General features: G+C 65.2%; 22 protein-coding genes. 9 read left to right on the plus strand and 13 right to left on the minus strand.

What is annotated here, in order from left to right:
• From M2432_RS06985 to M2432_RS06995, 3 genes are read right to left on the minus strand one after another with little or no spacing between them, the layout of a single operon-like run.
• Positions 1-1,173, minus strand: a complete 1,173-nt coding sequence (locus M2432_RS06985; protein ID WP_280826027.1) for a thiolase domain-containing protein — start codon at positions 1,171-1,173, stop codon at positions 1-3.
• On the minus strand, positions 1,173-2,234 hold the full coding sequence (locus tag M2432_RS06990; protein WP_280826028.1) for a thiolase domain-containing protein: 1,062 nt from the start codon (positions 2,232-2,234) through the stop codon (positions 1,173-1,175). The genes M2432_RS06985 and M2432_RS06990 overlap by 1 nt, the downstream gene beginning before the upstream one ends.
• A 10-nt stretch (positions 2,235-2,244) precedes the next feature.
• Complete coding sequence (locus M2432_RS06995) at positions 2,245-3,255, minus strand: OB-fold nucleic acid binding domain-containing protein (protein ID WP_280826029.1); 1,011 nt, start codon at positions 3,253-3,255, stop codon at positions 2,245-2,247.
• A gap of 71 nt (positions 3,256-3,326) precedes the next feature.
• On the opposite strand from M2432_RS06995, the gene M2432_RS07000 reads away from it, so the two are divergent.
• Positions 3,327-4,358 carry an LLM class F420-dependent oxidoreductase gene (locus M2432_RS07000; protein WP_280826030.1) on the plus strand — a complete coding sequence of 344 codons (1,032 nt, stop codon included), beginning with the start codon at positions 3,327-3,329 and terminating at the stop codon, positions 4,356-4,358.
• A gap of 86 nt (positions 4,359-4,444) precedes the next feature.
• Here M2432_RS07000 and M2432_RS07005 read toward each other — a convergent pair whose 3' ends face one another.
• Positions 4,445-5,167, minus strand: coding sequence for an acetoacetate decarboxylase family protein (locus tag M2432_RS07005; protein ID WP_280826031.1), 723 nt, complete (start codon positions 5,165-5,167; stop codon positions 4,445-4,447).
• Positions 5,168-5,208: 41 nt separating this feature from the next.
• On the opposite strand from M2432_RS07005, the gene M2432_RS07010 reads away from it, so the two are divergent.
• The 4 genes from M2432_RS07010 to M2432_RS07025 all read left to right on the plus strand — a co-directional run bounded on the left by M2432_RS07010 (position 5,209) and on the right by M2432_RS07025 (position 8,957).
• A complete protein-coding gene (locus M2432_RS07010) occupies positions 5,209-6,414 on the plus strand; it encodes a cytochrome P450 (protein ID WP_280826032.1) in 1,206 nt (401 codons plus the stop codon).
• Positions 6,415-6,917: 503 nt separating this feature from the next.
• The gene (locus M2432_RS07015; RefSeq protein WP_280826033.1) at positions 6,918-7,298 is read left to right on the plus strand and encodes a hypothetical protein; all 381 of its coding nucleotides are present in this window, start codon (positions 6,918-6,920) and stop codon (positions 7,296-7,298) included.
• A 21-nt stretch (positions 7,299-7,319) separates the two neighbouring features.
• The gene (locus M2432_RS07020; protein ID WP_280826034.1) at positions 7,320-7,961 is read left to right on the plus strand and encodes a vWA domain-containing protein; all 642 of its coding nucleotides are present in this window, start codon (positions 7,320-7,322) and stop codon (positions 7,959-7,961) included.
• A gap of 93 nt (positions 7,962-8,054) precedes the next feature.
• Positions 8,055-8,957: a hypothetical protein gene (locus tag M2432_RS07025; protein WP_348536297.1), complete on the plus strand. Its 903-nt coding sequence runs from the start codon at positions 8,055-8,057 to the stop codon at positions 8,955-8,957.
• 26 nt (positions 8,958-8,983) lie between these two features.
• Here the strand turns inward: M2432_RS07025 and M2432_RS07030 are convergent, their stop codons facing one another.
• The 3 genes from M2432_RS07030 to M2432_RS07040 form a co-directional block, all read right to left on the minus strand.
• Positions 8,984-10,231 carry an ATP-binding protein gene (locus tag M2432_RS07030; RefSeq protein ID WP_280826035.1) on the minus strand — a complete coding sequence of 416 codons (1,248 nt, stop codon included), beginning with the start codon at positions 10,229-10,231 and terminating at the stop codon, positions 8,984-8,986.
• Between the two features lie 86 nt (positions 10,232-10,317).
• Complete coding sequence (locus tag M2432_RS07035; RefSeq protein WP_280826036.1) at positions 10,318-11,286, minus strand: NAD-dependent epimerase/dehydratase family protein; 969 nt, start codon at positions 11,284-11,286, stop codon at positions 10,318-10,320.
• Entirely contained in the window at positions 11,286-12,086 is an 801-nt protein-coding gene (locus M2432_RS07040; RefSeq protein ID WP_280826037.1) for a crotonase/enoyl-CoA hydratase family protein, read from the minus strand. The genes M2432_RS07035 and M2432_RS07040 overlap by 1 nt, the downstream gene beginning before the upstream one ends.
• Before the next feature lie 70 nt (positions 12,087-12,156).
• On the opposite strand from M2432_RS07040, the gene M2432_RS07045 reads away from it, so the two are divergent.
• From M2432_RS07045 to M2432_RS07055, 3 genes are all read left to right on the plus strand, one after another.
• The gene (locus tag M2432_RS07045) at positions 12,157-13,809 is read left to right on the plus strand and encodes an acyl-CoA synthetase (protein ID WP_280826038.1); all 1,653 of its coding nucleotides are present in this window, start codon (positions 12,157-12,159) and stop codon (positions 13,807-13,809) included.
• Positions 13,810-13,822: 13 nt separating this feature from the next.
• Positions 13,823-14,944, plus strand: coding sequence for a nitronate monooxygenase family protein (locus tag M2432_RS07050; RefSeq protein ID WP_280826039.1), 1,122 nt, complete (start codon positions 13,823-13,825; stop codon positions 14,942-14,944).
• Between the two features lie 185 nt (positions 14,945-15,129).
• A complete protein-coding gene (locus M2432_RS07055) occupies positions 15,130-17,124 on the plus strand; it encodes a GMC family oxidoreductase N-terminal domain-containing protein (protein WP_280826040.1) in 1,995 nt (664 codons plus the stop codon).
• Here the strand turns inward: M2432_RS07055 and M2432_RS07060 are convergent.
• The 6 genes from M2432_RS07060 to M2432_RS07085 form a co-directional block, all read right to left on the minus strand.
• Positions 17,086-18,354: a helix-turn-helix domain-containing protein gene (locus M2432_RS07060; RefSeq protein WP_280826041.1), complete on the minus strand. Its 1,269-nt coding sequence runs from the start codon at positions 18,352-18,354 to the stop codon at positions 17,086-17,088. The genes M2432_RS07055 and M2432_RS07060 overlap by 39 nt on opposite strands.
• Before the next feature lie 60 nt (positions 18,355-18,414).
• Positions 18,415-19,095: an LpqN/LpqT family lipoprotein gene (locus tag M2432_RS07065; RefSeq protein ID WP_280826042.1), complete on the minus strand. Its 681-nt coding sequence runs from the start codon at positions 19,093-19,095 to the stop codon at positions 18,415-18,417.
• A 68-nt stretch (positions 19,096-19,163) separates the two neighbouring features.
• Positions 19,164-19,973 carry an SDR family oxidoreductase gene (locus tag M2432_RS07070; protein ID WP_280826043.1) on the minus strand — a complete coding sequence of 270 codons (810 nt, stop codon included), beginning with the start codon at positions 19,971-19,973 and terminating at the stop codon, positions 19,164-19,166.
• A 26-nt stretch (positions 19,974-19,999) separates the two neighbouring features.
• Positions 20,000-21,541, minus strand: a complete 1,542-nt coding sequence (gene fadD17 / locus M2432_RS07075) for a long-chain-fatty-acid--CoA ligase FadD17 (protein ID WP_280826044.1) — start codon at positions 21,539-21,541, stop codon at positions 20,000-20,002.
• Positions 21,542-21,549: 8 nt separating this feature from the next.
• Positions 21,550-22,650 (minus strand): acyl-CoA dehydrogenase family protein, encoded by a 1,101-nt coding sequence (locus M2432_RS07080; protein ID WP_280826045.1) that lies wholly within the window; start codon positions 22,648-22,650, stop codon positions 21,550-21,552.
• Positions 22,651-22,664: 14 nt separating this feature from the next.
• Positions 22,665-23,846 (minus strand): acyl-CoA dehydrogenase family protein, encoded by a 1,182-nt coding sequence (locus tag M2432_RS07085; RefSeq protein ID WP_280826046.1) that lies wholly within the window; start codon positions 23,844-23,846, stop codon positions 22,665-22,667.
• Between the two features lie 196 nt (positions 23,847-24,042).
• Between M2432_RS07085 and M2432_RS07090 the strand changes: the two genes are divergently transcribed.
• The gene (locus M2432_RS07090; RefSeq protein WP_280826047.1) at positions 24,043-24,234 is read left to right on the plus strand and encodes a ferredoxin; all 192 of its coding nucleotides are present in this window, start codon (positions 24,043-24,045) and stop codon (positions 24,232-24,234) included.
• Positions 24,235-24,237: the final 3 nt, after the last annotated feature.

The following is a 24,237-nucleotide window of genomic DNA, read 5'->3' on the forward strand; positions in this document are numbered from 1 at the left end:
TTACCCGGCCGGCTTGTCGCTGCAGACCACCCACATCGAGTAGTACTGCGCGCCACCGCCATACGCGTGGCCCAGGGCCTTGCGGGCGCCCTCGACCTGGTGGTCGCCGGCCTTGCCCATCACCTGGATTGCGGACTCGGCGAACCGGATCATGCCGGATGCGCCGATCGGGTTAGAACTCAGCACTCCGCCGGAGGCATTGAACGGGATCTTGCCACCGATCGCGGTCTCGCCGGCCTGCGTCAGCTTCCAGCCTTCGCCCTCGGGCGCGAAGCCCAGGTTCTCCAGCCACATGGGCTCGTACCAGGAGAACGGCACATACACCTCGGCGCAATCGATTTCGTCGATCGGGCTGGTGATGCCGGCGGCCTTCCACAGCGCCGCCGCTGCGTCGCGGCCCGCCTGCGGATTCACCTGGTCGCGGCCGGAGTAGGCCAGTGGTTCGGTGCGCAGCGAGGTGGCGTGAATCCAGGCCACGGGATGTCCCTCGGCAACGCGAGCGTCGGCGACTTCCTCGTTGCCGATGACCATTGCGGCGGCACCGTCCGAAGACGGGCACGTCTCATCGAAACGGATGGGATCCCACAGCATCTGGGACGCCATCACCTTCTCGAGCGTGATGTCCGGCTGGTGCAGGTGAGCGAGCGGGTTCTTGGCGCCGTTGAGCCTGTCCTTCACTGCGACCATGGCGCCGATGTTGTTCGGCGCACCAGAGCGGCGGATGTAGGCCCGTACGTGCGGCGCGAAGTAGCCACCCGCGCCCGCGCCCACCGGTTTGGTGAACGGCACGGGAATGGACAACGCCCACATGGCATTCGACTCGGACTGCTTCTCCCAAGCCATGGTCAGCACTCGGCGGTACTTGCCCGACTTGACCAGGCTGGCCGCGACGATCGCGGTCGAGCCACCCACCGAACCGGCGGTGTGCACGCGGATCAGCGGCTTGTTGGTGGCTCCGGTGGCATCGGCCATAAACAACTCGGGCATCATGACGCCCTCGAAGAAGTCCGGTGCCTTACCGACCACGACGGCGTCGATGTCGGCCATGGTGCACCCGGAGTCGGCGAGCGCCCGGTCTATGGCCTCACGGACCAGGCCGTTCATCGAGACGTCGGTGCGCTTGGCGACGTACTTGGTCTGCCCGGTACCGAGTACGGCGGCTTTGTTCGACATTATTTGCCCTCCAGGACGGCAATCAGATTCTGTTGCAGGGCAGGACCACTCGTGGCATGTGCCAGCACCCGGTTCGCGGTTCCGTTGAAGATGTGTTCGGCGGCGAAGCCGATGCGCTCCAGGCCGGCCGAGAACATCGGGTTGGCGGCCAGCGCGCCACCGGATGGGTTGATCTTGGTCGATGCGCCCAATCCGATTGCCTCGGTGAGGATCAGCTGCTGGTGGCTGAACGGCGCGTGCAGTTCAGCGATCTCGATCGAGTCGGTGTCGCCACCGGTCGCGGCTGAAGCAGACGCAGCGGTCGAGGTCGAGACGGTCAGGTCACGCGCACCCAGGATCGGGGTTTCGATGCGGTGCTCGAAACCGGTTATCCAGGCCGGGTTTTCGCGCAGCTCACGAGCCTTGTCGGCCGAGGCCAGCACGATCGCGGCAGCGCCGTCGGTGATGGGTGCGATGTCGTGCCGACGCAGCGGGTCGGCGAAGAACGGCCGGTCCAGCAACTCACCCACGCTCGAGGCGGCCTCGACCCGGTCGACGCGAGGGGACGCGGCGAACGAATCCAGTGCCACCTGAGCCATCTGCTCGGTGGTCCACTTGCCCGAGTCCAGCCCGAAGCGGGCCTGCAGGCCCGCCATCGAAACAGCGTCCGGCCACAGTGGCGCAACCGTATACGGGTCGGTCTGCAGGGCCAGGACCCGGCGCAGGTTGCCGGCGCTGCCCTTGCCGAAGCCGTACACCAGTGCGGTGTCGACCTCACCGGTCAGGATCTTCAAGTAGGCCTCATACAGCGCCCAGGCTGCGTCCATCTCGACGTGCGACTCGTTGATCGGCGGCACCGCGCCGATCGAGTCGATGGCCGAGATGAACGAAAACGCCCGGCCGGCAAGGTAATCCGACGATCCGGAGCACCAGAAGCCGATATCGGTCTGCTGCAGGCCCAACTCGGCGAACAGCTTTGCGAAACACGGCATCAGCATTTCGACGCCGTTGGTGGTGCCGTCGGTGCGGCGCACATGTGGGGCGTGTGCGAAGCCGACTACGGCAACGTCATTGGAAGTCATTCAAGTCCCTTTACAGGTGGTGCTTGTACGAGTCGTAGTCGGCGTCCGGTTCGCCGCTGGGCCGGAAGTGCGAGATGTTGTCGATGCCCAGGCCCCATTCGTCGCGGGGCTTCCAGACCGCCTGGACTCGCATGCCCATCCGGACGTCGGCCGCATCAATCTCGGTGACCAAGTGCAGGAACGGGATATCGGCGCCGTCGAGCAGCACGTATGCGGCCACATAAGGCGGCTTGATGCGCTGGCCGGGGAACGGGATGTTGATGATCGCGAACGTCGTCACCGTGCCGCGGTCGGGCAGTTCGATGAACTCGTCGAGCTCCATGCCGGTGGCCGGGTCGGCCTCCTTGGGCGGGAAGTACACCGGGCCCGGCTTGCCGTCGCGTCCGACCTTGGTCCGACCGCCCAGCAGCTTGCCCTCCTGCAGACCGCGCAGGAACACCGTCTCGGGATGCGAAGCGGTGTGCTGGATTTCGATGGACGACGGCACGACCAGCATGGTCACCGGGTCGCGGTCGTCGGAACTGGCGGACTCGACGGCCGGCTCTTCTTCGTCACCGGGTACGAAGTACGCGATGTCCGTGATCGCCCCGACGGGCTCGTCAACCCAGTGTGCACGCACCCGGTCGCCGGACTTGAGTGAACCTTCCGGCGCATCGACCGCGTGCAAAAGGGGGGTGTCGGCGCCGTCCAGCTTGATCAGCGCCCAGGCGAACGGACGCTGCAGCGGTTGGCCCTCCAAGGGATCGGGCTGCCAGGTCCAGGACACCACGGTGCCCACGCTGGAAACCGGAACGACCTCGGTCAGGGCGTCGTAAGTGACCGGGTCATACTCGGCGGGAGGTACGTGTACCCGGCCATCTGATCCGCGGGTGCCGACAATGCGTCGTCCACGTAGTGCGGTGAAGAATTGGCTGAGGACCGGACCGACTGAACGGGTGTAGTCGAATGACAGTTTCAGCGGAGCTGAAAGGGGCCGCTCATGGGCTTCCAACTGGGCCGGGCTGCTTTGGCTAGCGCTCACGGCATCGAGTAGAACAGGTTCTAACAATCGTGGCAAGGTCCGACCCGGACTCGCGAGAAAGGCAGTCGTCAATGAAGCTCGGTCTGCAGCTCGGTTACTGGGGTGCCAAGCCCCCTACAGATCACGCCACGTTGGTGGCGGCCGCAGAGGAAGCCGGTTTCGACACCGTCTTCACCGCCGAGGCGTGGGGCTCGGACGCCTACACACCGCTGTCCTGGTGGGGGCGGGAGACCAAGCGCATGCGGCTGGGTACCTCGGTCATCCAGATGTCGGCGCGCACGCCCACTGCGTGTGCGATGGCGGCCCTGACCCTCGATCACCTTTCCGGTGGGCGGCACATCCTGGGTCTGGGCGTCTCGGGTCCGCAGGTCGTCGAAGGCTGGTACGGCGCCAAGTTCCCGAAGCCGCTGGCCCGCACCCGGGAGTACGTCGACATCCTGCGCCAGGTCTGGGCGCGCGAAGCCCCGGTGACCAGTGCCGGCCCGCACTACCCACTGCCGCTGACGGGTGAGGGCACCACCGGTCTGGGTAAGCCGCTCAAGCCGATCACCCACCCGCTGCGGGCCGATATCCCGGTAATGCTCGGCGCCGAAGGGCCCAAGAACGTCGCGCTGGCCGCCGAGATCGCCGACGGCTGGCTACCGATCTTCTACTCGCCGCGGATCTCCGGCATGTACAACGAATGGCTCGATGAGGGCTTCGCCCGCGCCGGCGCCCGTCGCAGTCGCGAGACGTTCGAAATCTGCGCCACCGCACAGATTGTCGTCACCGATGACCGTCCGGCCATCATGGAGATGATGAAGCCGCACCTGGCGCTCTACATGGGCGGAATGGGCTCGGAGGACACCAACTTCCATGCCGAGGTCTACCGGCGGATGGGTTACTCCGAGGTGGTCGACGACGTGACCACGCTGTTCCGCAGCGACCGCAAGGACGAGGCCGCCAAGGTCATCCCGGATGAGTTGGTCGACGACTCCGCGATCGTCGGCAACCTCGACTATGTGAAGGAACAGATCAAGGCCTGGGAGGCCTCCGGCGTCACCATGATGGTGGTCGGGGCACGCTCGGTCGAGCAGATCAACCAGCTGGCTGAGTTGGTCTAGTCAGAAATCGACCATCCTGGACTAGACACTTCTTGCAATGTGTCTAGTCCTGGATCTAGATTGTCCGGGTGACCCGGACCACATGGTCAGCCGATCGGGTGAGCGTCGCCGAACGTCATCTCGAGATGACCGACGCTTCCCGAAACCATGGCGCGCTTCGGCAACCCCAGCGCCGCCAACTCTTTGGCGTACGGGTGATTGCCGAGGCGCAGTGTGGCACCGCCCGGGCGGAAGCGCACATTGGAATTGCGCATCTCCCAAGGCACTTCGCGGGTGGTGCCCTCGGCATAGGTGTAGGTGTTGAGCACCTGGGGCTTGGACGTCAGCTTCGACGGGATCGGCAGACCCGGCGCGAAATCCATGCGCACGATGCCGCTGCCCTCCACGGCAACGTCGAAGCCGAATTGGGCGCCTTCGCGAACGGTGAAGTCCGCCATGATCTTTGGGAATCCCCAGATCTTGCGGCCGGCTTCCAGCGTGAACTCCTGATCGACCGGCAGGTGGTGGATGAAGGCCGCAGCATCACCCAGCGCCTTGGGGCCACTCGCATTCGATCCCGGCGGATTGACCATCACGCAGGTACCGAACTCGTGGTAGGTACCCAGGTCGCCGTCGATGTAGCGGGCGAGCATCAGGTTGACCACGGCCTTGCCCGGCCGGTACTGGCAAACCCGCAGACCGCTGTAGTCGATCATCCGCTGCGCGGCTGCAGCGTCGACCGAGAACATCGCGGTGTGCACGTCGGCCTTGCGGATTTGGACCGGCATGGTCAGCACCGTGCCGGCGATGGTGTGCTGAGAAACAGACATGCGGGTCACTGTAAACCCGTTAACCAGAAGGGGAGTAGTACATGACGTCGATGATGACCAAGCCCGATGTCGATCTGACCGACGGCCGGTTCTACGCCGACGGCACGGCAGCGCGTGAGGCATACCGCTGGATGCGGGCCAACGAGCCGGTCTTCCGGGACCGCAACGGCCAGGCCGCGGCAGCCAGCTATCAGGCGGTGCTGGACGCCGAACGCAACCCCGAATTGTTCTCCAACGCCGGTGGTATTCGCCCCGAGCAGCCGGGCATGCCGTACATGATCGACATGGACGACCCCGCCCACCTGGTGCGACGCAAGCTGGTCAACGCCGGTTTCACCCGCAAGCGCGTGATGGACAAGGTGCCGTCGATCGAGAAGCTGTGCGACACCCTGATCGACAACGTCTGCGAGAAGGGCGAGGCCGACTTCGTCCGGGACATCGCCGCGCCGCTGCCGATGGCCGTCATCGGCGACATGCTCGGCGTGCTGCCCGCGGAGCGCGACAAGCTGCTGAAGTGGTCCGACGATCTGGTGTGCGGGTTGTCCTCGCACCTGGACGAGTCGGCAGCCCAGTTCCTGATGGAAACCTTTGGCGCATATACCGCTTTCACCATGGAGGTGATCGCTGACCGTCGTGCCAGCCCCACTGATGACCTGTTCTCAATCTTGGTGAACTCCGAGGTCGACGGTCAGCGGATGGAGGACGCCGAGATCGTCATGGAGACGCTGCTGATCCTGATCGGCGGCGACGAGACCACCCGGCACACGCTGTCCGGCGGCACCGAACAGCTGCTGCGCCATCGTGATCAATGGGAGCGGCTCATCGCCGACCGGGAGTTGATGCCCGGCGCCATCGAGGAGATGCTGCGCTGGACCTCACCGGTGAAGAACATGTGCCGGACCCTGACCGCGGACACCGTCTTCCATGGCACCGAGCTGAAAAAAGACGAGAAGATCATGCTGATGTTCGAGTCGGCCAACTTCGACGAGGATCAGTTCGAGAACCCCGACGAATTCCGGATCGACCGGAACCCCAACAGCCACATGGCCTTTGGTTTTGGCACCCACTTCTGCCTCGGTAATCAGCTGGCCCGTCTGGAGCTGCGCCTGATGACGCAGAAGCTGATGCAGCGCCTGCCCGACCTGCGGTTGGCCGACGGAGCGACGGTTCCGCTGCGCGCCGCGAACTTCGTCAGCGGTCCTGAGTCCATGCCAGTGGTGTTCACCCCGACTGCTCGGGTGCTCTGAGATTCGGCCGCCTGTCCAGTCAGTCACATTTGCCCCACGCGCCCCTAGCTGACGGGGTTGGGTGGAATTGCCCGCCTCTGTGCGACAAAAGCTTGCTGCAAAAGTTGTCGCACAGACGCGGGCAATCGGGACTTAACTTGGCGGCGGTGTTGATGTGGACGGTGTTGATGTGGCCCGTGTGGCTGTGACTTCGGCGCGCTTTGTTTCGGTCGCCCGTTTGGCGCGCGCGATCTGGATTGGTCGGCATGGGTCGACCGGCCCTGGCGCGAGGCATTGAGCCCGATCCTCGCAAGGCTACGTTTCGCGTCCTTGTCGGTGCCTTGCCGTACAACAGTCGTTGGCGCGCGTGTGCGTAAATGACTGAGCGGGGGTGCGATGACATCGTATAGCCGACTGATTTGGATGCGCACCGGTGTGCCCTGCGACTGGTGCGCGGCTATCAGGGGCTTTCTCTAGTCGTCCGCAGTTATTGCGGAGCCGCAGTTTCTGCGGTATAACTATTTATGTCCAACCGATACGAACGGATTCGCCAATATCTCGCTCAAGCGGAATCCGCCGAGTCCGCAGCCCAAGCCCTCCAAGAACTCCGGTCCGTGCTGACGGAGGTAAGTCAACTACTCGATGAGCAACTGGCCCGTGCCGTTGTCGATGACGAAATGTCGTTGGCGGCGGCAGGGAAAAACGCCGGCCTCACCGAGAACGCGGTCGGGCCACGCCTGGCCAACACCCCCAGGCTTGCCCCGTACGCCACCACCGAGGGCCGTGTCAGCGCCGAAGACGTCAAGCGTGCCCGCTACGACAAGCAGGCCAACAAGCCGCTGCCGCACGCAGCACCGTCCGAGCCGATGCGGTTCAAGCCACGCCGCTCCAGCAAGCCCACGTAACCCCGACGAAAGGAACCGCTCATGGCCAACCAGAACCTCACCCACCTGGTCTTCCTGCTCGACCGATCCGGATCGATGCAGTCGATCAAGTCCGACGTCATCGGCGGGTTCGATGCGTTCCTGACCGAACAGCGCTCGGGCGATGGTGAGTGCACCGCGACGCTCGCGCAGTTCGACCGGGAATACGAGGTTGTCTACCAAGGCATTCCACTGAGTGACGTCCCGCCGTTGGATCTGCAGCCGCGTGGAGGTACCGCACTACTGGACGCGATGGGCAAGCTCGTCACCGACACAGCCACGCAGATCAACGCACTCGCCGAGGATGACAAGCCTGGGACGGTCGTGGTGGCGATCATGACCGACGGTATGGAGAACTCCAGCCAGGAATGGAGCCGACCGGCCATCAAAGCCCTTGTGGAACAACAAACCTCGGCCGGGTGGGAGTTCCTGTACATGGGTGCCGATCAGGACGCGGTCGAGGTAGGCAAAGAGTTGGGTGTCAAGGCCGAGCAGTCCATCACCTACGCCCGAGGCAAATCACGTGAAGCAATGATCGCGGCGTCGGGAAATGTCCGCGGCTACCGCGACGCCAAGCGCGGCGACATTGGGGCGGCAATGCCCGCATTCACCACCAAACAACGCGCAGAGGTGTCGGACGACTAGTCATCTGATTGTTGTTGCACCACAACGATTAACCGGAGCGCCGACACGTGCTACACGGTTTAGTTCCTCGTCCAAGCCATCGGAAGGACCTGCATCAAACTCTACTACAGCCCCGAGTACGTCTGCGCGGCATACAGTTTCGACACCACCCGCAAAGCACAGTGGATCGCGGACTCTCTGGCAACTCGTTCGATCAAGGGTGTGGAAATTGTCGCTCCTGCCCCACTGACTCGCTCTGATTTACTGCATGCCCACAGTGGCGAATACGTCAATGCAGTCCGTACCGGATCGCCGAGTTGGCTCGCGGAGTCGCAAGGATTCCAGTGGGACGCGGCAATGTGGCCGATGGTGCTTGCGTCCAACGGGGGAGTGCTCGCCGCAGCCCGTTCGGCGCTCACCGATGGTGCGGCCGGTTCGTTGTCGTCAGGACTGCACCATGCCCGATATGACGAAGGTGCAGGCTATTGCACCTTCAACGGCCTGGTCATCACGGCCAAGACCTTGTTGGCGGCCGGTGAGGTGTTCTCGGTGCTGATCCTGGACCTTGACGCGCACTGTGGCGGAGGCACGGCGCAACTGGTCGACGGTGATTCGCGTATTTGGCACACCGATGTTGCGGTGAGCGATTTTGATACCTATCCGGTATTCAACCGGAGCAATTACGTCGACGATGCTCAGCACTACCTGCCGGTCATACAGCAGGCGCTCAAGGAGGCTGAAACCGCCGGACCGTTCGACATATGTCTCTACAACGCCGGCATGGACCCGCATGAGGGATGTGTGACCGGTGGGATCCGGGGTATCACCAGCGAGGTTCTCGCAAGACGTGAGCAGCTGGTATTCCATTGGTGCCGTCAGCGGAACCTGCCAGTGGCTTTCGTGCTGGCCGGCGGATACGTCAGCTCCAAGCTCAGCCAGGAGACACTGGTCGATCTGCACCGGCTCACCATCACCGAGGCCGCCGGGGCAGGAGGAGGAGGTTGGCTGAGCCATTAGTCGAAGGCATTCGAGCTGGCGCGGAGTCAGACCGTGGCGTCCGTCGTGCTGGTCGCCGGCACCGAGATCGACACGGTCGTTCCCGGTGAACCCGTGACCGCGAATGTGCCGCCCGCGGCCAGAACCTTGGTGCAAATCGAAGCGAACCCGATGTGACCATCTTCGACGCTTTGCGCAAGACGCTCTGATGGGATGCCGACGCCATCGTCTGCGATGCGCAGTGCAGCGTGAATGCCGTTGTATCCCAGCGTGAACCGCAGATTATCGGCCTGCGCGTGCTTGATCGCGTTCGTCGAGAATTCCCGGGCTGCACTGTAGATCAGGTGATCGGCGTCGGTGCGCAGGTCGTCGGGCCAGCTGTCGGCATCGAAATGGACCGCGAGGTCGGTGCGAGCAGCGATGCCGTCGGCAAGTGATGCCATCGCAGCCTTGAGGCCGGCGCGGGCCAACACCTCGGGGTGTAGTTCGCGGACCACGTCGCGCAGTAGCCGAGAGGACTCCGCCAGTGCGAAGTCAACGCGGTCCATCCCGTCGACCGATCCGTCCCGGACCTCCTCCATGTCGCGCCGGGCCACCAGCACGTACTGGAGCGCGCCGTCATGCAGGCGTTCGGACAGCGATTGGCGTTCGCGCTTCTCCAGACTGATCACCTCTTCGAGCAGGCGGGTTCGCTCCTGGGCCAGGCTGACGATGGTCCTGGTTCTGGATTGCTGAATCCACGACAACGCGACCGACCCAGCGGCCAAGCCGAACAGCACCGCGGTCCGCGACAGAATCGAGCCCCAGGGCTCGTTGCCGTTGGCGGCCTTGTTGACCCAGCTCACCACGAAAAAAGTGACCACCGTGGGGACAGCGATCGTGGCGCTGACGACAGGATCGAGCTGGGCTGCCGCGATCAAGGGGATCAGGAACAGCCCGTGCTGCACCACGTCGGACGTCCAGGTTTCTGGGGAACTGATTCCGGTCTGCACTGAAATGACCGCTACTGCAATGAGATCCACGCACAGCATGAGCAGTGCCACCGACCGCCGGGTGCCCCCGCCGAATTGACCGACAGAGCGCAGTGCCCACCAGCTCCACACCGAGACCGTCGCGACGTAGCCGGCGAAAATCGCCCAGTGTAGCCACAGGTTGGCGTCCGGCGGCTGCAAGAGCAGGGCAGCACCGATGAACATCGCCATGAGCGTCCGCAGGGCGAGTTGCAATAGCAGGCCGCGACGTACCGAGGTAGCGACGGTCGGTACAGACACCGACGCTGCATCGCGTTCAGACATGCCCGACTCCCGTCCCGGCACAGTTGGCACGAGTATAGGGCTGGTCAGGGCCGCGATGAGGACAGTTGGCGGGGAGAAATCGCGGGCTAGGCGAACGACTCGATGATCGACTCGCGGGGGTCGCGCCAGGTCAGGCCGAGATCCGACAGTGTCAACGAATCGTCAGTCGGTACCGCGGCCGTCAACAGCATCGCCGCCTCATAACTCAGCCCTTCGGGCAGTGGCAGCCATCGCTCCGCGAAATCCGCTACCCGGCCGACCCCTCGAAACAGGCCGGGTGACATCGGAATTCGTCGGATCGGCCGACCAAGTGCGGCCTCCAAGGCGTCAACCATCTGATCGAACGTCAGCATCTCGCCGCCGCAGACATAGCGTTTGGGCCCGCGGCCGGGAACCATCAATGCCGTGTGCACCCGCGCCACGTCACCGACGTCGATCATCTGCATCCCGCCGCGCAACCGAGGCGCCACCCGGAATCGTACGATGGGGTCCCAACCACGTTGTGTAACACCGACAGCCGTGTGGAATGCCGGTCCGACCACCGACGACGGATACGTGACCACAACGGGTGCGCCGGTAGCCTGCAGTCGGCGCGCTGCCGTATCTGCGTAGGCCTTGGTGCGGGCGTAGTCGCTGCGGCCGGGTACCGGGGGAGTATCTGGACCGATGACACCGTCCGGTGGCGGAAACAGCGAGCTGTACGACGACACCGACACGACAGGGTCCAACCCCAACTCGCACGCCCGGGTCAACAAAGACTCGGTTGCGTAGGCGTTGATGTCCCACATCAACTGCGTGCGACGGCTGTCGGTGCCAACTACACCGGCGGCGTGCAACACCGCATCGCAGCCGGACAACAGCTCGGAAACTGTTGTGGCATCACGGATATCGCCAGCCCGTACCTCGAGCGACCCGAGTGTCTGCAGTTCCTTGATGACTGCATCGTCGGCGCCGCCGGGCACGACAAGTAGCCGGACCGAATGTCCCGCGCCCAGCAACGCGCGCACCGTGTGAGCACCGAGATACCCGGTACCACCGGTGACTGCGACGAGCATCAGCGCATCTTGAACTGAGGTGCGCGCTTCTCCTTGAAGGCCAACGGGCCTTCTTTAGCGTCATCGGACAGGAACACCGGAATGCCGTTGGCGGTGTCGGGCTTGAACGCGTCGAGCTCGTGCATGCCCTCGGTCTCGCGGATGGTCTTCAGGATGGCCTGCACCGCCAGCGGGCCGTTGTTGTTGATCACCTCGGCGATCTCGAGGGCCTTCTCCAGCGCGGTGCCGTCCGGCACCACATGGCCGATCAGCCCGTACTCCAGGGCCTGGGCCGCGGTGATGTGCCGTCCGGTCAGCAACATGTCGCAGGCGATGGTGTAGGGAATCTGGCGCACCAGGCGCACTGCCGAGCCACCCATCGGGTACAAGCTCCACCTGGCCTCGGAGATACCGAACTTGGCGCTCTCGCCGGCCACCCTGATGTCCGTGCCCTGCAGAATCTCGGTGCCGCCGGCAATGGCCGGGCCCTCGACCGCCGCGATCAGCGGCTTGGTCAGGCGGCGACCCTTGAGCAGGCCGTCGATGCGCGACGGGTCGTAGCTGCCGTCCTTGAACGAGTCGCCCGGCGGCTTCTTGGTTGCGCCCTTGAGGTCCATACCTGCACAGAAGTAGCCGCCGGCACCGGTCAGGATGCAGGTCCGGATCTCCGGATCGTTGTCTACCCGGTCCCATGCCTCGACCATTATCGAGAGCATCTCGGTGGAAAGTGCGTTGCGTGCCTCGGGCCGGTTCAGGGTGACGATCAGGGTGTGTCCGCGCTGCTCAATGAGGGCGTCGGGGCCTTTGTCGGACTCGCTCACGGGTACCTTCCTTCAGGCTCTAGGGCCACAGACTTGTCACGAAATGTAACACGTTCTAGTTTAGGTAATCGTGGCCCTGAATATCGCCGATCTCGCCGAGCACGCCATCGATGCTGTGCCTGACCGCGTCGCCCTGATCTGTGGCGACGAACAACTGACCTACGCCGGGTTGGAGGAGAAGGCCAATCGCCTGGCCCACTACCTCCAGTCCCAGGGAGTCAAGAAGGACGACAAGGTTGGGCTGTATTGCCGCAACCGCATCGAGATCGTGATCGGCATGCTCGGCATCGTCAAGGCCGGCGCGATCTTGGTCAACGTCAACTTCCGCTATGTCGAGGGCGAGCTGCGCTACCTGTTCGACAACTCCGACATGGTCGCGCTGATCCACGAGCGCCAGTACTCGGACCGGGTTGCCAACGTGCTGCCTGATCTGCCGCTGCTCAAGACGATTCTGGTGGTGGAAGACGGGTCGGACGACGACTTCCAGCGCTACGGCGGCGTGGAGTTCTACTCGGCCATCGCCGACAGCTCGCCCGAGCGCGACTTCGGTCCGCGCAGCGAGGACGACATCTATCTGCTGTACACCGGCGGCACCACCGGATTCCCCAAGGGCGTCATGTGGCGCCACGAGGACATCTACCGAGTTCTGTTCGGCGGCACCGACTTTGCCACCGGTGAGCCCGTTGCCGACGAGTACGACCTGTCCAAGCAGGCCGCCGCCAACCCGCCGATGATTCGGCTCCCCATCCCGCCGATGATCCACGGCGCGACCCAGTCGGCTACCTGGATGGCACTGTTCACCGGCCACACCGTGGTGCTGATGCCGGAGTTCGACGCCGACGCGGCGTGGCGAATGATCCACGAGCACAAGGTCAATCTGCTGTTCTTCACCGGCGACGCGATGGCCCGGCCGCTGCTCGATGCGCTGCTCGCCCACCAGGACGCGGGCAACGAGTACGACCTGTCGAGCCTGTTCCTGCTGGCCAGCACCGCGGCTCTGTTCTCCACCAGCCTCAAGGAGAAGTTCCTCGAGTTGCTGCCCAACCGGATCATCACCGACTCGATCGGCTCCTCGGAGACTGGCTTCGGTGGTACCTCCGTGGTGGCCAAGGGGCAGAGCCACATTGGTGGCCCGCGCGTCACCATCGACAAGAACACCAAGGTGCTCGACGAGGACGGCAACGAGGTGGTTCCGGGCTCGGGAGTGCGCGGCATCATCGCCAAGTGCGGTCACATCCCGGTCGGCTACTTCAAGGACGAGAAGAAGACCGCGGAAACCTTCCGGACCTTCAACGGCGTGCGGTACGCGATTCCGGGCGACTACGCCGAGGTCGAGGCCGACGGCAGTGTGACCATGCTGGGCCGCGGCTCGGTGTCGATCAACTCCGGTGGCGAGAAGATCTACCCCGAAGAGGTCGAGGCCGCACTCAAGGGCCACCCAGATGTGTTCGACGCCTTGGTGGTCGGTGTTCCGGACCCGCGCTTCGGCCAGCACGTCGCGGCCGTCGTGCAGCCCCGTGAGGGTGCCCGCCCGACGCTGGCGGAGCTCGATGCGTTTGTGCGCAGCGAGATCGCCGGATACAAAGTGCCGCGCAGCCTTTGGCTGGTCGACGAGGTGATGCGCTCGCCGGCGGGCAAGCCCGACTACCGGTGGGCCAAGGACCAGACCGAGGCCCGGCCGGCCGACGAAGTGCACGCGAAACACGCTGCAACGCAATCCTAGTCAGGGAAACATCATGAAAACCGAACTCTGCGATCGCTTCGGCATCCAGTACCCCATCTTCGTCTTCACCCCTTCGGAGAAGGTGGCTGCTGCGGTGACCCGCGCCGGCGGCATGGGCGTGCTGGGCTGTGTGCGGTTCAACGACGCGGATGACCTGGAGAATGTCCTGCAGTGGATGGACGCCAACACTGACGGCAAGCCCTACGGCGTCGACGTGGTGATGCCGGCCAAGATTCCCACCGAGGGCACATCGGTCGACATCAACAAACTGATTCCGCAGGGGCACAAGGACTTTGTCGCCAAAACCCTCGCCGATCTTGGTGTTCCGCAGCTTCCGGAGGATGAGGAGCGCAACGAGGGGGTGCTGGGCTGGCTGCATTCCGTAGCACGCTCCCATGTTGAAGTAGCGCTCAAACACCCGATCAAGCTGATCGCCAACGCGCTCGGCTCACCACCGAAGGACGTCATCGACCAGGTGCACGCCGCCGGGGTTCCGGTCGCCGCACTGGCCGGCAGTGCCAAGCACGCGCTGCGGCACGTCGAGAACGGCGTGGACATCGTGGTGGCCCAGGGCCACGAGGCCGGTGGTCACACCGGTGAGATCGGCTCCATGGTGCTGTGGCCAGAAATCGTTGATGCTCTCGGCGATAAGGCTCCGGTACTGGCCGCCGGCGGCATCGGCAGCGGACGTCAGATGGCAGCGGCGCTGGCTCTCGGCGCCCAGGGCGTCTGGATGGGCTCGGCGTTTCTGACTGCGGCCGAGTACGACCTGGGCGTGCGCCTGGAGTCGGGCGTCTCGGTCGTGCAGGAGGCCATGCTCAAGGCCACCTCGGCCGACACCGTGCGCCGCAGGATCTACACCGGCAAGCCGGCCCGACTGCTCAAGAGCCGCTGGACCGACGCCTGGGACGCTGAAGGTGCACCCGAGCCGCTGCCGATGCCGCTGCAGAACATCCTGGTCAGCGAGGCCCATCAGCGGATGAGCGAATCCGCCGATCCGACTGCTGTCGCTATGCCGGTCGGCCAGATCGTCGGCCGGATGAACGAAATCCGCCCGGTGGCCGACATCATCGGTGAACTGGTCAGCGGCTTCGAGGCGGCCAGCAAGCGGTTGGACGCCATCCGCGACAACTGATTGTCCGTTGATCCTGTACCCAAGGCGCAGAAGTTCGAGTAGGTAGCGCCCGGAGTACAGGATCAACGCATCTACAGGTTGTATCCGCGATACAACCAGAGCACCGGACTCGGTTGCGCTGTGACATGGGCCGCAAGCGACCCGCGACATAGATTTTCCTCACCACCTGCGAGTCGAGGAGAACCATGAGCGCGTCGATCACCGCCACCCACCGTGAGGTCCTACGGGCCCTGGCCGACACCGTTGTGCCGGCTATCGAGCGCACGGACGACCCCACCGGTTTCTGGGCGATCAGTGGCACCGACCTCAAGGTCGACGCTGCGCTCGAGATGGCGCTGTCGGCCATGCCCGACGCCCAGCGTGCCGGCCTGCTCGGCCTGATCGACGCTCTGCATGCCAATGGTTTCGTGGATGCCACCGCGGAGGTCCGCGAGCAGATCATCGACGGTGTCGGCCTGCTCGGGCCGCAGGCCGCCGGCGCGATGAATGCGCTGGTGTCGCTGGCGCTGGCTTTCGGATACGCCGGACCGAACCCGCAGACCGGCTCCAACCCGATGTGGGCCGGCTTCGGCTACCCGGGCGCGCTCAACATCGAGCCCGGCGGCGACGGCGGCTTCGAAGCCTTCGTGCCCGACGCTCCGGTCATCGAGGCCGACGTCTGCGTGGTCGGTTCGGGCGCCGGCGGCGGCCTGATCGCCGGCATACTGGCCGGTGCCGGACTGGACGTCGTGGTGCTGGAAGCCGGCGGCAACCACCACGAAGCCGACTTCACCGGGCTGGAACTGCCGGCATTCCAACAGCTGTTCTGGAAGGGTGGCCCCACTCCGACCGCCGACTTCAACGTCACGCTGCTGGCCGGATCGACCGTGGGTGGCGGACCGACCGTCAACTGGTCCAACTGCCTGCGCACCCCCGCGCACGTGCGTCGGCAGTGGGCGGACGAATTCGGCCTGCAGGGCGTGGACGGCCCTGACTTCGACCGGCACCTCGATGCGGTCTCGGAGCGGCTCGGCGTCAACCCGGACTGCTCGGACCTCAATGGCCCGCACCAGCGGATGCGTGACGGCGCAGCCGAACTCGGTTGGAACTTCACCAAACTCAGGCGCAACGCTGCGCCGGAAGCGTATTCGGCGGACACCGCCGGCTACCTCGGCCTGGGTGATCGCTCCGGTGCCAAGCTCGACGTCCGTCGTACCTACCTGACCGACGCAGTGACCGCGGGCGCCCGGGTGATCGTGCGCTGCACCGCGCAGCGGGTACTCACTGAAAATGACAGTGCCGCAGGGGTATCGGCGTCGTTCGTCGACCCCACAACGGGCGAGGCAACCGAAGTGACCGTCCGTGCACCGCGCGTCGTGGTGTCGTGTGGATCGCTGGAATCGCCTGCGCTGCTGCTGCGTTCGGGAATCGGCGGACCGGCTGTCGGACAGAACCTGCACCTGCACCCCGTGGTTGCGACCCTGGCCTTGCATGACGAGCCGCAGCGCGGATGGTGGGGCGCCCCGATGACCGCGATGGTCGACGAGTTTGCCGACGTCGAGGACGGGTACGGCTTTCTGATCCAGGGCGTGCAGTGGTCGAATTCGCTTATCGCGGGTGGCATGTCGCGCTCGTCGAACCGCGAACTCAAGGAGACCATGGCCCAGTTGGAGAACGCCGTCTGGTTCGTCGGTATCCCGCGCGACCGCGGTTGCGGCCGAGTCAGTATCGACGAAGCGGGCAACTCGGTGGTCACCTATGACGTCACCGACGAGGTCGATGTGCGCAATGAGCAGCGCTCGATCGAGGCGCAGATCCGCCTGCACGCCGCCAGTGGCGCCCGCGAGATCGTCCCATTCGCCGGCACCGCGCTGCGCTGGCGCAAGGGCGATGACCTCGAGGAGTTCATCGAGACCATGAAGAACGTCCCGCTGGGCGTCGGTGGGCACCGGGTGTTCTCCGCACACCAGATGAGCAGCTGCCGCATGGGAACCGACCCGCAGACCTCGGTGGCCAACCCGGTGGGCGAATTGCACGACGTCGCAGGGGTTTACATCGGAGACGCCAGTGCGCTGCCGACCGCGACCGGGGTCAATCCGATGCTCTCCACGATGGCCATGGCGCACCGCACTGCCGAGGTGATCGCCCAGGCGGCAGGGGTTCTAGGACAGGACCGCGCCTTGCAGCCAGTGGCACAGTAGGAGCGCGATCTCGACATCGAGGCGGTCGGCGCCGGTGATCGGCCGGCCCAACCGCTCCTCTGCCCGCTGCACGCGGTAACGCACCGTGTTGAAGTGCATGTTCAGCTCGGTGGCGGCGGCCTTGTAGCTCGATGCGCACTGGAGGAACACCCGCAAGGTGTCGCGCAGTCGCTCGTCGGCCTCGGTCGGCTCGCCCAGCGGGCCGAGAACCTCTTCCACCCATTCACGGGCGGCGGGCAGATTCGCGGCGTGCAGCGCGGCCGCGGCCACACCAGGGTCGCTGTTCGCGATCACCTGTAGCTCGCGGCCCCCGACCAGGGCTACCGACCGGGCCCCAAGAGCCTGACGGTGCGACCGCCGGAACCCGTCCATCCCTGGCAGCGGATCGCCGACCGCGAGCAACGGCGGGTTGGGCTGGTTGGCCACAAATGCGCGAGCCTGCTGGACTGCATGCTCTATCCCTTTGGTGGGCAACGGAATCCATGCCCAACCCGTCAATCGGTCGTCGGCGATCAACAACGGAGCGCCCGGGCTGTCAAGCGCCTCGGCCAGCGCCCGGGCGAACCGTTCGAGGTGCACAAGTTCCTGGCCGCGGGGGATTTCGTGATAGCTGAACACCACCGCCAGGTGCACTCTGCGTAGCGGATAACCGATCTCAGCGCTCATCGCGTCGATGTCGGATGATTCTTGGTTGAGCAACTCACGCACGCGCAGCCCCCGTGCGGTGTTGGCTGCAGCCAGGCACTGGTCGCGCACCACCTGGTAGGTCACGGTGACCTGGTGGGAGATCTGGTCGATGTACTTGAAGGTGATGGTCGCGATCAGCTGGAACACGTCGAGCGACTGCTCGGCGGGCAGCTCAAGCTGGCGCACCTCGTCCAGCACGATTTCCAGCAGGGCCTGATGGCCGAGGCGGTAGGCGCGGATCAGGGTGTCGACCGGAGCGCCGCGACGGGCGAGTTCCCGGGCGTGCTCAAGGGCTGCGGGCGGCGCCTCCAGTTCCACGACCGGTATTTCGTGCTGAATGGCTGAGAAGACGGTGTGCACGTTCTGCTGGACGCTCTCGCGCAGCACGCCCAGCAGGGCCACTTCCTCGGCCAACTCGTCGATCTCGGTCAGCAGATGTTGCAGCACCGCTTCACTGACGCCGTCGAGTCGTTCGCCGAGTCGCGCGACGATCAGCGCGGCTGATTCGGCGTTCGTCGCGGCGACCTGTGCTCGACGCTCCATGCCTGGCAGCGTAGGCCGGTGTCCGGCTGGTCGCGTGTGTTTGCCCGCTCCGGCCTTGGCTCAGGGCTTCGGCAGGGTGATCTTGGTCTGTTGACCGACCGCCGCGGTGGCGGCCTGCACAGCAGCGGCCTGATCTGCCAGGCCGTCCGAATTCAGTTGCAGCACATAGGTGGTATCGCCGGCCGGGATGACGACCGTCCGCTGCGCGACGAACTTGGTCTTGCCGTCCGATACCCAGGTGCCGGCGATCTGATATGCCGGGTAGTGGCCCATCGTCGTGGCGCTGCCGGGGCCGGGTGCCTTGAACTCGGGCAGGTTCTGCAGCTCGCCGGGTGCCGCCTCAAGTAGTGCCTCGGGGCTGACGGTTCCGGTCAGCTTGGCCAGCAGTGCAGTCACACTCGGGGTGTAGCCCTGGTCCTTGGGGTCGCCGGGCCCGCTCGGAATGATCGCGTCGTAGGCCCAGTCAGGGGTGTCGTCGCCTGCGGACTTCCAGCCGTCGAAGGTAGGCAGCTCGACTTTCGGGGTACCTGGATCGCCGCGGTGCACGTGGGCTTCGGTGATCTTGTGGTCCCGGAGGTAATCGGCGATGGTCGGGTGTGGGCCGTCGGGCGCGGCGGGCTTGGCCAGCTTGGCACTGGTGTGAGGGGCCGCAGCAGGCTTGGAATCGGAGTTGCAGCCGGATAGCAGCAGGCCCAGAGCGGTCGCGGCGACGGTGATGCCGGTCAGTGCGGACGTTCTCATGCCGGTGAGGTTAGCGGGCGAAGCTGGCCGTCCCTATGCGGGTCACAGGAGCGCGTTGAACGTGTCGCTCAGGCAGGTCCCAGGACGTATTCGCCGGAGCCCGGCCGGTGGTACCAGCCGCCGGCGGCTGCGGTGCCACCGTCGACGTGAATGGTCTGCCCGGTGATGTACGCGGCCATGCTCGATGCCAGAAAGATTGCTGCAGCGGCCATCTCATCGACGTGACCGGCCCGGGACAGCGGGATCATGTCGTCCTTGGATGCCAGCATGCCGCCGGCGTCGGCGAGCCGCGCCAGCCCCTCGGTCATGGTGAAATCCGGCGCCAGGGCGTTCACGCGGATGCCGTGCGGTGCCAGCTCCAATGCCGCGGTCTTGGTGTAGTTGATGACGCCCGCCTTGGCGGCGGCATAAGCCGCATAACCAGGGGCGGCGCGCGTGCCTTCGATCGAGGTGATGTTGATGACGCTGCCCGGCACCCGGTGCGCGACCATGGCTCGGGCCGCCCGCTGGGTGCACAGCAGGACCTGCTTGAGGTTGGTGCGGTACAGGGTGTCCCAACCGTTTTCGGTGGTCTCCAGCAGCGGTGAACTGAAGGTGCCGCCGGCGTTGTTGACCAGGATGGTGGGGACGCCGAGTTTTGCGATGGTGCGGGTCATTGCGTCGTCCACTGCGGCGGAGTCCCGGACATCGACGGTGATCCCCAGCGCATCACCAGCCTCTGCCGCCGCCGCACAGGAGTCGGCGTCGCGCTCCCAGATGGCGACCTTGGCGCCGAACGCGGTGAGGCCTTCGGCGATGCCGCGGCCGATGCCGGTCCCGCCGCCGGTCACCACCGCAACGCGGTCGGTGAGCAGGATGTAGGACGGGTCGATCGCCATCTTTCGGACTTTAGCGCCGGCTCGCGTCAGCGCGCGATGGGGTGCACCGGATCGGCACACGAGGTGCCCTCGGCCGACAGCTGTCGTTTGATCACCTTGAAGGTCTCGGTGCGGGGTAGCGTCGTCGCGAGGCGGACGAAACGTGGCCACTGCTTGGGGCCCAGATCTTCCTGCGCATGCAGGAACTCGGTAAAGGTGTCCACGGAGAACTCCGTGCCGTCGGCGAGCAGCAGCGCCGCCATCACCTGATCACCGACCGCAGGGTCCGGGATCGGATACACCACAGCCTCCACCACGTCGGGAAAGCGCATCAATACCCGCTCGATCGGCGCAGTGCCCAGGTTCTCGCCGTCGACCCGCATCCAATCACCAAGGCGCCCAGCGAAATAAGCAAACCCCTCGGCATCCCGGTAAGCCAGGTCGCCGGTGTGGTAGACACCGCCGGCCATCCGCTGCGCCTCGGCCTCGGTGTTGTTGTAGTAACCACGGAACCAGCCCCGGCCGGTCGGGTTCACCAGCTCGCCGACAACCCCTGGGGGACAAGGAAGTCCGGTGTCGACGTCGACGATGTCGACCTCAGGGGTCAGTGGCCCCAGTGCGCCCGGGGGAGTATCGGGAGTGCGCGCGATCGCCACGCCGCCTTCGGACGAACCGAAGCCGTCGACCACGATGACGCCGAACCGCCGGGCGAACACGGGCAGGTCGCGCGGCGCACCTTCGTTGCCGTACATGATTTTCAGCGGGTTGTCGGTGTCGTCGTCTCGCGGTGGGGTGGCCAGGATGTACGACAGCGGTTTGCCGACATAGTTGGCGTAGGTGGCGCGATAGCGCCTGATGTCCTGTATGAAGCCAGAGGCGGAGAACTTGCGCCGCAACGCGATTGACCCCTGTGCTGCCAGGGCCGGGGCCCAGCCCGCCATCACCGCGTTGGAATGGAACAGCGGCATGGACAGATAGAAGGTGTCGTCGCGGCTGAGCCTGAACCGGTTGGCCAGCATCTGGCCCGGGTACGCGACCTTGTCATGCGTGACGCGCACCGCCTTCGGGTCACCGCTGGTGCCCGAAGTGAAGATCAGCATGAACAGGTCGTCGGGATCGGCGTCGACGAACTGCACCGGTGTGCCCGCGAATCCGGCGAGTTCCGTTGCCCACGAATCAGATTCGACGTCGATGACGCCGATACCGGCGGCGTCCAGGCCGTCGGGCACCAGGTCGAGATTGTCGGCCAGCACCAATTGGCAGTCGGCGCGCTGGATGTCGCCGACCAGAGCTGCACCACGGCGGGTGGGGTTGAGCCCGACCGGAACAAGCCCGGACATCGCGGACGCCACCAGCAGCGACGAGAAGAACGTCGTATTGCCCAGCAGCACACCGACATGCGGTGGCTTCTCGGGATCGAGCCGCGCTTTTAGTGCTGCGGCCAACTGCGCACCGGCGCAGATGTGGTCGGCCCAGCTGGTCATGCCAGCTGGGCCGCCGTCGACATCATCTGACGTGCAGTCGTACAACCCACGGTCGGTGACCCCGACCAGTGGGCGCAGCAGGTCGCTGACAGTCGGTTGGGTCATGAATCAGATTAGACTGGCGTATCAGCCAGTTCGCGCCCGATGCGCAGCAGCTGCCCGGTGGCTCCGCCGACTGCGAACTCGGTCTGCTTGGCCGCCAGGAAGTACCGGTGCACCGGGTGATCCATGTCGATGCCGACTCCGCCGTGAACGTGCACGGTGGTGTGTGCCACCCGGTGCCCGGCCTCGGCGGCCCAGAATGCCGTGGTGTTGACGTCCACCTCGGCCGGCAGGCCCTCGGATACCCGCCACGCGGCCTGGGTCAGAGTCAAGCGCAGCGCCTTGATGTCGATGTAGCCGTCGGCCAGCCGCGACGACACAGCCTGGAAGCTACCGATCGGACGGTCGAACTGTTCGCGCTCGCGGGCGTACTGCGAGGTGAGCTCCAGCGCTCGCTCCAGTACCCCGAGCTGAAATGCGCTGCGGCCCAACGTGCCGTGCAGCGTCAGCCAATCCGCCACCTCTGCGCCACCGACGATACGGTCGGCAGGGACGCTCACGCCTTGGAGGTCCAGGTGCGCCACGCTGCCGTGTCCGGTGGTGTTGAGCGAGGTGACGGTCAAGCCGGCGGCATCCGCGGCTACCAGGAAAACCTTGACACCGGAACCGGTTTCGGCCGGTACCAGGAAGGCGTCGGCGACCGGGCCGTAGGCGACCTGGGCGCGCGAACCGGTCAACGTGTACCCGGCCGCATCCGAGCCGGTGGCCTGCACCGGGCCCTGGCCCATCTCGCCATCGAGGGCCGGCACCACGATCTTGCTGCCGGCGACCGCCGGAGCGGCCCATTCTGACTGGAGCTCAGCCGATCCGAACGATTCGATGGCACCGGCACCCAGGATGGTCGACTCCAGGTACGGCACCGCCGAGAGCTGGCGGCCCAGCGCGGTCAGCACCGAAACCTGCTCCAGCGCACCGAATCCACCACCGCCCACCGATTCCGGCGCGGTAGTGGACAGGATGTCCGAGTCGATCAACTTGGCCCACAGTTCGCGGTCGAACCGCTGGTCCTGCTTGTCCAGTTCCTTCTGCCGCTCCGGGGTGACCACCGATTCGGTGATCGAGCGGACCAGGCCGCCGAGGTCGTCAGATGCTTCGGTTGTCTTGAAGTCCATTTCGCTGTTCTCCCTTAGCGATTCACTCGGGGCAGGCCGAGCGCAACCATGCCGATGATGTCGCGCTGAATCTCGTTGGTGCCGCCGCCGAAGGTCAGGATCAGGCACGAGCGGTGCATTCGCTCGACCCGGCCGCGCAGCAGTGCACCCGGGCTATCGGTGCGCAGCGTCGCCGAGGTGCCCAGCACCTCCATCAGCAGGCGGTAGGCCTCGGTGGCCAACTCGGTGCCGTACACCTTGGCCGCCGACGCATCAGCGGGGGAGGGGGCCGAGTCGGTCGCCGACGCCAACTCCCAGTTGATCAGCTTGAGTACTTCGGCCTTGGCGTGCACCCGAGCCAGGTTCAGCTGCACCCACTCGGAGTCGATCAGCCGCTTGCCGTGGGCATCCTTGGTGTTCTGGGCCCATTCGCGCACCCCGTCCAGCGCAAGGAATATGGGCTGAGCCGAAGACAGCGCGACACGCTCGTGGTTGAGCTGATTGGTGACCAGTTTCCAGCCGCCGTGCTCCTCGCCCACCAGGCTGGTGGCAGGGACACGGACGTCCTGGTAGTAGGTGGCGCTGGTGTCCACGCCGGACATGGTGTGCACAGGCGTCCAGGAGAAGCCTTCGGCGGTGGTCGGCACGATCAGCATGGAAATGCCGCGGTGCTTCTTGGCTTCCGGATTGGTGCGGGCGGCCAGCCAGACGTAGTCGGCGTAGGCGATCAGCGAGGTCCACATCTTCTGGCCGTTGATCACGTAATCATCGCCGTCGCGCACCGCGGTGGTGCGCAGCGAGGCCAGGTCGGTGCCGGCGCCCGGCTCGGAATAGCCGATGGAGAAGTGCAGCTGACCGGCTGCGATCTTCGGCAGGAAGAACTTTTTCTGCTCCTCGGTGCCGAAGTGCATGATCGTGGGCGCCACCGAGTTGATGGTCAGGAACGGCACCGGAACGTTGGCGATGGCGGCCTCGTCGTTGAAGATCAGGCCGTCCATCGGCGGACGGGCCTGGCCGCCGTACTCCTTGGGCCAGCTCAGCGTCAGCCAGCCGTCCTTGCCCATCTGCTCGACGGTGTCGCGGTAGACGGTGCCGCGCCCCATCTCGCCGTCGTTGGACGCCAGCGCCTCGGCGCGTTCGGGGGTCATGAGTTTGGTGAAGTACGAACGCAGTTCGCGCCTCAACTCCTCCTGCTCGGGCGTATAGCCGATCCGCATCGAATCTTCCTTACCAGTCGGTACCAGTCGGTTTAAGGGCACTTGAGTCAACCTGTCGAGCCGCTTCGTGCGGCCCGCGCCTACCCCTGGTTGTAACACGTTCTAGTCTTGGGGTCCAGAGCGTGCCAGACTGGCAGCGCCATGACGGGGTCGTATTCTGGCGTCTCCGTAGAAGTCCCGGCTCTGGAGGAGTGTCATGCGGGTTGAAGTTGATCACGACCGCTGCGAAGGAAATGCGGTTTGCGTGGGAATTGCGCCGGACCTGTTCGATCTTGATGACGACGACTACGCCGTCGTGAAGGCCGATCCGGTACCCACCGACCAGGAAGCCCTGGCTGAGCAGTCCATCGCGGAATGCCCCCGTGCCGCCCTCCTGCGTAAAGACTAGAGG

The organism is Mycobacterium sp. OTB74 (assembly GCF_029892685.1).
Lineage (GTDB): Bacteria > Actinomycetota > Actinomycetes > Mycobacteriales > Mycobacteriaceae > Mycobacterium.